General features: G+C 40.8%; 9 protein-coding genes. 7 read left to right on the top strand and 2 right to left on the bottom strand.

Annotated elements, in window-relative coordinates; genetic code table 11:
* Positions 1-25 precede the first annotated feature (25 nt).
* Positions 26-1063 (bottom strand): pectate lyase family protein, encoded by a 1038-nt coding sequence (locus H7F25_RS16520; RefSeq protein ID WP_042995243.1) that lies wholly within the window; start codon positions 1061-1063, stop codon positions 26-28.
* A gap of 461 nt (positions 1064-1524) precedes the next feature.
* On the opposite strand from H7F25_RS16520, the gene sigY reads away from it, so the two are divergent.
* From sigY to H7F25_RS19385, 5 genes are all read left to right on the top strand, one after another.
* Entirely contained in the window at positions 1525-2058 is a 534-nt protein-coding gene (gene sigY, locus H7F25_RS16515) for an RNA polymerase sigma factor SigY (protein ID WP_034281337.1), read from the top strand.
* A complete protein-coding gene (locus H7F25_RS16510; RefSeq protein WP_185853938.1) occupies positions 2055-2366 on the top strand; it encodes a YxlC family protein in 312 nt (103 codons plus the stop codon). Before sigY ends, H7F25_RS16510 begins: the two co-directional genes overlap by 4 nt.
* Positions 2363-2575, top strand: a complete 213-nt coding sequence (locus H7F25_RS16505; protein WP_024423874.1) for a hypothetical protein — start codon at positions 2363-2365, stop codon at positions 2573-2575. Before H7F25_RS16510 ends, H7F25_RS16505 begins: the two co-directional genes overlap by 4 nt.
* A 311-nt stretch (positions 2576-2886) precedes the next feature.
* Positions 2887-4257, top strand: a complete 1371-nt coding sequence (gene gdhA / locus H7F25_RS16500; protein WP_133744402.1) for an NADP-specific glutamate dehydrogenase — start codon at positions 2887-2889, stop codon at positions 4255-4257.
* 82 nt (positions 4258-4339) lie between these two features.
* Entirely contained in the window at positions 4340-4453 is a 114-nt protein-coding gene (locus H7F25_RS19385; protein ID WP_223251037.1) for a hypothetical protein, read from the top strand.
* A 356-nt stretch (positions 4454-4809) separates the two neighbouring features.
* Here H7F25_RS19385 and H7F25_RS16495 read toward each other — a convergent pair whose 3' ends face one another.
* Positions 4810-5172: a hypothetical protein gene (locus tag H7F25_RS16495; protein WP_185853937.1), complete on the bottom strand. Its 363-nt coding sequence runs from the start codon at positions 5170-5172 to the stop codon at positions 4810-4812.
* Positions 5173-5795: 623 nt separating this feature from the next.
* On the opposite strand from H7F25_RS16495, the gene H7F25_RS16490 reads away from it, so the two are divergent.
* Together H7F25_RS16490 and H7F25_RS16485 are read left to right on the top strand one after the other, a co-directional pair.
* Positions 5796-6374 carry a hypothetical protein gene (locus H7F25_RS16490; RefSeq protein WP_151022548.1) on the top strand — a complete coding sequence of 193 codons (579 nt, stop codon included), beginning with the start codon at positions 5796-5798 and terminating at the stop codon, positions 6372-6374.
* Positions 6375-7344: 970 nt separating this feature from the next.
* Positions 7345-9288, top strand: a complete 1944-nt coding sequence (locus tag H7F25_RS16485) for a BglG family transcription antiterminator (protein ID WP_151039676.1) — start codon at positions 7345-7347, stop codon at positions 9286-9288.
* The last annotated feature ends 116 nt before the right edge of the window (positions 9289-9404 follow it).

Below are 9404 nucleotides of genomic sequence, written 5' to 3'. Positions count from 1 at the left end.
AAGTCTCTGCCCGAACGTTTTGTGTTTAAGGGTTTACTTTCCCAACACCTGCATTTGATATCACTTCTGATTTCACATTGTTCACGTTAAGCAAAGAGTAGTTATAAGGAGGGTTATACGTTCCTGTTGAAGACGTTGGCAGACTGCCTGTGCTGTTAATATACGAGTTGTTGATGACATGCCATGTACCAACTTGACGGCTGTCCCAGCTTCCGATCGCATTTTTGGTGTTTTCAAATACGTTGTGTTCAATTCTCATCTTCGCGCCCATACGCGAGTTAATCGCTGTTGTGAGGATGTCTTTGTAATAGTTGTTATAGACATGTCCTTCCCCGAAGCGCATAGACGGTACACGAGAGTTCAGGTTTTCAAAGCGGTTGTTATGGAACGTAATTTTTCGATTGTAGTTATCGTTATCGGAGCTGCCCATGAGCATTGTTTTCCAGCTGTCATGTACATAGTTCCACGAGAAGGTAATGTAGTCAGAGTCATTTTTTACATCAAATAAACCATCGTAGTCATCCTTCCCGGAATTCAATGTGTTGTACAGTTCATTATGATCGACCCATATGTTTTTAGCACCGCCTTCAATCCCGATGGCATCTTTGTCACCGATTTTGCTGTGGTGGATTTTCAAGTTACGGATGATGATATTATTGGCACGCCATACTTTAATGCCAATCCCATTCAATTCGCCGTTCGTCCCTTTACCGACGATCGAGACATTATTTGTATCTTTCACATCGATTTTATTGGCTGATGTATTAGAGGGGGTAATCGTCCCGTCTACAACAATTTTTAATTTTTCGTTTGTTCCTTTATTTTTGAGGGCAGCCAATAGTTCATTTCCAGTTTTGACTGTGACGGTTTTACCGCCTTCACCGCCTGTTGTGCCGCCATTTAATGTGGAGAAGCCTTGTTGATTAAAGTTGGCCATAATAGAAGGGCTTTCTGGATATTTGGCTGCTGCCTTTGCCTCCCCGTTTGGTGCAAATAATGAAGTGACGAGGCCAACAGCTAATACACCGGCTAACATTGGAATTTTTCTCTTCAAAGTCAACATCTCCATTCTATTTTATTTTAATGAAAACGTTTCCAAAATAAGCTGTGATTCAACCAATCCTCCTTCCTTCACACGTATCGCTTCTTTCGGAATGTAGGATGAGCATAGCATGCAAAAAGGTATCATCGGCTAAGGATAGGCGCAGCGTATTCCATGATTTTCTAGGAAGCTAAGCCGATGATTATTTCATTTTCATCTTCATGAGATAAGGACCATTGTCGATAGGTATGAGGATGACATCTTGATTATGGAGAGGAGGCTCTCCGTTTCGTAGAAAATCAAGATGATTACGAACGCATCATTTTGTTAGAGAAGAAGGAATGCCATAATCATTACATAAGAAAAAATTGAATATAAAACGAGAATCATAGAAGATATGCTAAAAAATAAGGTCCATTTTAAACGATATTGTCATCCGTGTCGTCTCATGAGTAAGAGAAGAAAAGGAAGGAGGGGCGTGTTTGGAGCAGACAGAAGAGACATTATTGATTCAGCGGGCAAAACAGGGAGATGATGCCGCGTTTACAGCCCTTTATCGGCATCATTATTCCTTTCTTTACCGATATATGTTGAAGCTCACCCTTCAACAAGAGCTGGCAGAGGAAATCATGCAAGAAACGATGCTGAAAGCGTATATGAAACTTTCTTCATTTAGAGGAGATGCCTTATTTTCAACCTGGCTCATTTCGATTGCATCCAGGCAATTTTTAGATCACCAGAAGAAAAGAAAACGTGAACAAATGAGAGAAGGAAAAGCGAATCAGGAAGCCATACGCCGCTTTAAATGGGACGTTCAGCAAAAGGGGAACACATGGCATGACATGTGGGATGCTTTAAATGAATTAAAGGCTCAGGAGAGAGCACCAATTATTCTCCACTATTATTATGGCTTTACCTACCCAGAAATGGCTTCAATGCTCGGAATGAGAGAAGGTACTGTGAAATCGAGGGTTCATCATGGATTAAAGAAAATTCGAAAGGAGTGGGATTTATGAAGGAAGATCGTATGACCGAACGTTTAAAAGAAGAGCTTAAGCAGCTAGACGAACAAATTGAAGTGGAAAAGCCAAGTGAGCAGGCTGTCATGATGATGCTGAAACAGGCGAAGGAACAAGAGAAAAGGCGTTTTAAACAAGAAGTGCTGGCATACATTCTGATCAGTTTGACCATTCTGGCACTCTTTGCAGCTGCCATTACCCATCTGCCTATCATCTTCATTGTTCTCCAAATAGTGAGCGTCCCCATCTGCTTTGTTGTTGGCTACAAGGAATATCAACATATCAAAGGAGGGTCTTCCTTATGAGTCAGACGGAAATGATTATCTTATTGTGCGTCTTGCCGTTATTGTTTGCACAGGGTTTTCTTTTATTTATGGATGCAAAGAAAAGAGGGCGTTACAAATGGTTCTGGGGCATTGTCGGTCTCATTAACTTTCCATCATCTTCTATTTTATATTGGCTTTGTGTCGTGTTACCTGATCGAAAAAGAGGCGGGAAGCCCCGAAAAGATTGAGTGCATCCGATCAAACTTTTGACCCTTTTTTCGTTGGAAAACGAGCTAGAAATTTATCATGATTCATGTATTTGTCAAAGAAAACGGGACGAGAAACATTCGCTTGTTCGTTTCTAGCACATTAGTCATTCCTTAAGCGCTTATTTTTAATGACAATCGCTGCGGCTGCTTGATCTATCTCAATTCGGCATCATTTTCATCTGTTATCAATATTGATCAGATTTTACAATTGGTGTTAAATTAGTCTCAATATGCGTTAGAAAATCTAACAATTAAATGTGTGAAGATATCTACAAGGAGGCAGATGCGACATGTTGACCTTAGATCGAGCAGCACAAACAGCACAAAGCTACATCCACCGTGTGTTAGAAGAGGTGGAAAAACGAAATCCCGGAGAAGAGGAATTCCAGCAAGCCGTAAAAGAAATTCTGGAATCACTCGTCCCAGTTTTTGCAAAGCATCCAGAGTATGAAAAACAAGGCATTTTAGAACGGCTCATTGAGCCTGAGCGGCTTGTGGTATTTCGAGTGCCATGGGTAGACGATGAGGGCAAAGTACAAGTCAATCGAGGATTTAGGGTTCAATTCAATAGTGCCATCGGTCCTTATAAAGGAGGCATTCGCTTTCATCCAACCGTCAATGCAAGCATTATCAAATTTTTAGGGTTTGAACAAATCTTTAAAAATGCACTGACTGGTATGCCGATTGGCGGAGGGAAAGGCGGATCGGATTTTGATCCTAAAGGGAAGTCTGATGGAGAAATCATGCGTTTCGTTCAAAGCTTTATGAGTGAACTCGGCCGATATATTGGACCTGATCAAGATGTGCCAGCAGGTGATATTGGTGTAGGAGCACGCGAAATTGGCTATATGTTCGGACAGTACAAGAAAATGCGCGGTGCTTATGAAGCGGGTGTACTCACGGGGAAAAGCCCTGGATTCGGAGGCAGCTTAGCGAGAAAAGAGGCAACAGGCTACGGACTGGTGTACTTCATGGAGGAAATGCTGAAAGCACATGGTCTTCAATTTGAAGGACGTTCCGTTGTTGTGTCGGGCTCAGGAAATGTGTCTATCTATGCAATGGAAAAGGTAATCGAATTAGGCGGTAAGGTTGTGGCTTGCAGTGATTCAAGCGGAGCGATTTATGATCCTCAAGGAATTTCGCTTGAAACCATCAAGCGGCTCAAGGAAGTCGAGAATCAGCGGATTGGGGCATACATAGACATTCACCCGCATGCTGAATTGATTGAAGATTGCGAACAAATTTGGTCCGTTCCTTGTGATATTGCGCTGCCATGTGCAACACAAAATGAAATATCAGAGGCGCATGCACAGCAGCTTGTGGCAAATGGTGTCATCGCTGTAGGAGAGGGAGCCAATATGCCATCCACTCTTAAGGCGGTCAAAGTATTTGAAGAGAATCGTATTTTATTTGCGCCAGCAAAAGCGGCCAATGCTGGAGGAGTAGGTGTATCAGCATTGGAAATGGCACAAAACAGTGCAAGAATATCTTGGACATTTGAAGAAGTAGATGCTCAGCTGAAACAAATGATGCAGTCTATTTATCGTCAGTGTACAGAGACAGCAGACGAATATGGACACTCAGGGAACATCATGGTTGGAGCAAATATTGCAGGATTTCGTAAAGTGGCAGATGCCATGATCGCACAAGGCGTGATTTAACTCCTGCTCTCCCGCACCTGTTTATTTCATGACAAGATGGGGAATCGTCCTTTAAGAATGACAATAAGGAGGCGCGGGAGAAATGAAAAAATGGCTGAAACAAATTGTCAAATGGGCACCTGTGATTTATCCATTGGTGAGAAAAATATATAAAGAGCGAAAAGCATCTAAACGTCGTAACGTATCAGCCGGATAATCCGGCTTTTTTTTATGCAAACATACAGAGCCTGTGTTGTAAGAAAAAAATAATAGAATCGAATGATCTATTTTCTCCCTCTCTTCGTTAAGTACATAACAAACGGAAAGAGGAGGAAATAAAAGATGAACATGAAGAAAGCAATGTTAACCATTCCACTGAACGCAGCGTTATTATTCCCAGCGGCTCATATAGCAAGTGCACATGAAGGACATATGCATGGGGGGCGAAGAAGACGTCTTCGTCACAAGAGGTGTCAAATAAAGCAACAGATTTTCGAGCAGCAGAGTTGCCGGGCGCTGACCGGCTTATGACCCTGCGAGCAGACCCCTCGGATGATCCCGCCTTTAACTGATCTAAAAACTAAACAGTCCTTTATCAAACTCTTTGCTTAAGCAAAGAAAGAATGATTTTAGATAATCTATGCCACTCTGCAAATATTCTTTGGCCAATTTATCGTTGCCCAATTTAAAATGGATCAGGGCTTGCTGATAAAGAACTGCTCGTATGTTGGAATGATCTTTTAAATAAATTTCAGCCCATGATTCACCTCCACAGTGATCGGATTTTATCACAAAAAAATCCGTCAAAATGAAGCACTGAAAAATAAAAAAATGCTTGCGGACACCGCAAGCAAAATGGAATTTTTTCAACAAAAACATAATATTAAGAAACAAAAAAACAGGCTCTCTAGCCTGTTCATTAGCGATAATTGACAATCTAATTTTTCTCTATTCGAAATTTCTCCTCCCAATTAAAAGAACCTTAATTGCAGATACCGCAACTGAAAAATAAATTTTCCATATTATTACCAATTATAAAGAAATAAATGGTAGCATGGAATATATCAAAGAAAGTGAGTGATTTTTATAAGTCCATGTCTCTTATGACTCATTATGCAACCATTTTTTTGACTCTCTTATGATCCCCCAAAATAGGAACCTGTACAAAATTACAAGCAAGAAAAAAGTATAAACAAACTCAAAGGGAGAGAATGGTTCATAATCAATTATGTATGCATTAATAAACACTATTACCAAAGAAAACAGTTCCATCAAAGAATCTATAAATCTGTTTTCTTTGAACACGTCCCTTGTCTTTTTGAAATTAAAGATGTCTTTAATTTCCCCACTGGAAAGTCCTTTGATTAAAGCTAAACCTATCAAGTACACACCAAAAGACATCTCAAAGGAAAAACTCAACATCTGTGTGATTACACAATAAATCAAAGTGAATAAGAATAAATACATTTTATTACTCTCCTTAACCTCTAAGTATTCCACCCCAATAGAAGGAAATATCATGTATGCGTTACCCCAAAAAACAAATAGGAGTAGTACGTATGTTTAAAAAATTTCTAGTATTGTTATGTGTGCTTACTATTACATTTGGTTTCTCTTCTCCAATGATTAGTCATGCCAGTCAAGGTAATAATGAGACCCCTCCAGTCAGTGTAGATAAAAAACAATTGGAATTAGCAGAGAAACTATCTAATTACTTCGAATTAGATAAGGATGGAAATATTCATTTTACAGCTGATAAAGAAACCCTTATGGAAATGGGAATTTCAGAACACGACAGTCTACTAATGACTTCAATGAAATCAGAAGAATTTAGCTTTGAAGAGAATGAGAAAAAAGGTGACATGCAGACATTAGGTTTTGTAGGTTTACACCTCAAATTAGGACCGAAAGTTAGAAGCATGAATGCCATAGTAGCAGGTGGATTTGCAGCCGGATATATCGGTTGGTACACAAGTCGAATTGCTGCTGCTGGACCATGGGGTGCTGGAGCCGCTGCGGCTATTACTGCTGGAACTTCTGGTGCTGTTGCATGGGCAGTTAAAAACAAATATAAGAAAGTTGATGTAGGCGTAAATATTATGTTTGTTGATTTAGCATATACTGTAAAAATACCTTAAAAATTACTATTAAGCAACAATAAATAAAAAAGCAGGCTCTTACTGGAGCCTGCTTTTTTATGCTCTACTTTGATAGGAAAGGTATCTTTGTAAATCAAGACCTTGTAAGCAGACAAGCGAGGAATTCATCATTGTAGGAGAAATCGCTCGTGGATTAGATCAACAAGCCGAAGAGTTAGTGACAAAGCTCGGTGGTGAATAACGGTGTAGCTTAATAGTAACAACATCAGAGTATTTAATGCCGCCACATTGAACACTTTTTATTTTGCCAATTTTCCCATCACAGAAGTTTTCCAGCCACGTGCTGCGCTGATACTCCGCATCGATCCGGCTATGCCTATCAACCATTGAAAGGCGGAAAAATGTTCGCTTTTTACTATCAAAAATCAGATCTTCCTGGATAACATCATTCGTGTTTTTTACGGAAGTCCAAAAAATGGACTCCGGTCAATACCAGTGTAGAATGAAAAAATTCCGCACTTACTTTTCGTAAGTTCACATAATGACCCGTCGGGGAAGTCTTTTTTTATTTCCGCCTTCAGGAGCCATTTCGTGTTTGGGAAATAATCAAAAATTCGGCTCCCAATAAGAATAAGACGGTCTCTGTTTTCCTCCATTTATCTCGATATTTCGTATCAGATTCATATTAATCATTTGTACAGGGACATTTGATCATGCAGCAGGTACGCATGAAAAAAGATTGGTTGTCTTTACCCAACTGATCTCTTCATAAAGAAGGCGGGTACACGATGGTGTACGCCTTTTTTTCGTGGTTTTCGCAAGTATCTTTCAAAAAGATTCATAGGACATTAGATATGGTTTGTTGTATAAATAGGGGCATTTGTCATATAAATGAGTTGGCAATTTTTATTTCTTTTCAGTAGAATATGAGTAATGAAGAGAACTGCAAGCGTATACAACCTGTCCAGACAAGGCAGATTCTCCACCCCTACATAAGGAGGCCGATCTGATGCTGAGTAAAAGACTGGCGCACATCTTAAGTCAGCTCATGGCAGCTGAGACCCCGCTCACAAGTGCTGCGCTTTCTGTCAGTTTACAAGTGACAAGCCGCACCATTCGTACAGACATCAAAGAACTGAACGACCGTCTTGCCCCTTATCAAGCAGCTGTAACAGCTGTTAGAGGAGCCGGCTATGAGCTGTTGATCAACGATGAGAATGCCTTTCGCCGTTTTATGAAGGAGGAGGTCGAGCAGGAAGAGCCGCTTGCTGTGCTGCCAGAGGAGCGTGTTCGGTTTATTTTAAAAAGGCTTCTTTTGGCAGAATCCTATGTAAAGCTGGAGGATTTACAAGAGCAGCTGTTTATTAGTAAATCAACGATGAGCAACGATGTGAAATCAGTCAAACGTAAGCTGGAGCCCTTTGATCTGAAGCTGGAAGCGAAGCCAGGCAAAGGCTGCCGAATCAAGGGATCAGAGATGAAAATCCGTTATTGTATGTCAGAATATTTATTCAATGAACGTCGTTCTTATCAAACGATGCTGAACACAGCTGTTACCATTTTGCCAAAGCATGAACTCGAATTGATTCAGAAAACAATGATCAATTATATCAATGAGGAAGGTATGAATCTATCAGACATTTGCATGAATAATTTAATCGTTCATGTCGCCATTGCCTGCAAACGAATTAGACACGGAAACTATGTATCTGTTCTTCCAGAGGAAATCAGCGAAATTCCCCGGGCAAAGGAATATAAGGTCGCTAAAAAAATGGTGGAGCGTCTTGAAGGGCTGCTGGATGTCTCATTTCCACAAGAGGAAATCGTCTATATCACCATTCATTTACTAGGAACAGCCAAAATGGTACAGTCCTTTTCCTCGAGCGGTCAAAAACAAATAGTAGATGATGACACGAGCCGGCTTGTACAGCTCATGCTGAAGGCTATTGATCAAAAACTGCAGCTTGATTTAGCCGGTGATACGGAACTAATGATTGGATTGAGTCTGCACTTAAAGCCTGCCATCAACCGATGTAAATATGGAATGAACTTAAGAAATCCGATGCTTGATGAAATAAAAGCGGGGTATCCCCTTGCTTTTGAAGCGGGGATTATCGCCAGCAGGGTCCTTGAAGAAGAGGAAGGGCTGAGTATTCATGAGAACGAAATTGGATATATGGCGCTTCATTTTGGTGCGGCTTTAGAGCGGAGGAAAATGGAGATCCCGCCGAAGCGGTGTCTCATTGTCTGTGCGTCTGGTGCAGGGAGTGCAAGGCTGCTGCAGGATCGTTTGCGGTCACAATTTGGATCAAAGCTGACCATTTTAGGAACAGCAGAGCTATATTCGCTTCCGCATGTCTCTTTGCATGCCTTGGATTTGATTATTACAACGATCCCAATTCATATGGATTTACCGGTTCCAGTCATTCAAGTGAACACCATTTTGGGAGGCGGTGATTTTTTAAAAATTGAAGAAGCCCTGACGAGTGAAACAAGGGTGACATTGGCCTCTCAATATATGAAAAAGGAATTGGTTTTTACAAAACGCGCCTTTCAAACAAAGGAAGAGGTCATCACCTTTTTAACGCAAAAAGTCATCGATATGGGCTTAGCGCCAGCTGAACTCACACCATCTGTCATGGAAAGAGAAGAGGCTGCCCCTACCTCTTTCGGACATTATACAGCGATTCCGCACCCGATGACGCCGCTGACAGATGAGACGTTTTGGGCGATATGTACATTAGAAAAACCAATCATTTGGGGAGAGAAAAAGGTTCAATTTGTCTGCCTGCTTTGTGTCGAAAAAGAGAATGCCAAAGATTTAAAAGGCATGTACCGCCTGCTGGGGGAGCTTGTGCATAATGTGAAATTCATTCAGCATCTGATCGCCTGTGATACATTTGAAGACATGCTTGATATCATGTATAAAAAGGCTCCATCGTACAAGAACTAACTGTGTGATACTAACTTTTTCCGCTTCCTAAAGGAAAAAGTATGGGTGTTTATGAAAGCGGTTTCATAATATGATGAATGTGTAAAGAATAGCTTCACACTTTGAAAAGGGGGCGT

It is taken from the genome of Bacillus sp. PAMC28571 (genome assembly GCF_014250435.1).
GTDB classification, from domain to species: domain Bacteria; phylum Bacillota; class Bacilli; order Bacillales; family Bacillaceae; genus Bacillus; species Bacillus safensis.
This window is presented reverse-complemented; position numbering and strand designations above follow the sequence as displayed.

Coding starts and splice junctions, on each gene's coding strand:
- H7F25_RS16485 (WP_151039676.1), top strand. CDS start 7,345: ATGCTGAGTAAAAGACTGGCGCACATCTTAAGTCAGCTCATGGCAGCT.
- H7F25_RS16520 (WP_042995243.1), bottom strand. CDS start 1,063: ATGTTGACTTTGAAGAGAAAAATTCCAATGTTAGCCGGTGTATTAGCT.
- H7F25_RS16490 (WP_151022548.1), top strand. CDS start 5,796: ATGTTTAAAAAATTTCTAGTATTGTTATGTGTGCTTACTATTACATTT.
- gdhA (WP_133744402.1), top strand. CDS start 2,887: ATGTTGACCTTAGATCGAGCAGCACAAACAGCACAAAGCTACATCCAC.
- H7F25_RS16510 (WP_185853938.1), top strand. CDS start 2,055: ATGAAGGAAGATCGTATGACCGAACGTTTAAAAGAAGAGCTTAAGCAG.
- H7F25_RS16505 (WP_024423874.1), top strand. CDS start 2,363: ATGAGTCAGACGGAAATGATTATCTTATTGTGCGTCTTGCCGTTATTG.
- H7F25_RS19385 (WP_223251037.1), top strand. CDS start 4,340: ATGAAAAAATGGCTGAAACAAATTGTCAAATGGGCACCTGTGATTTAT.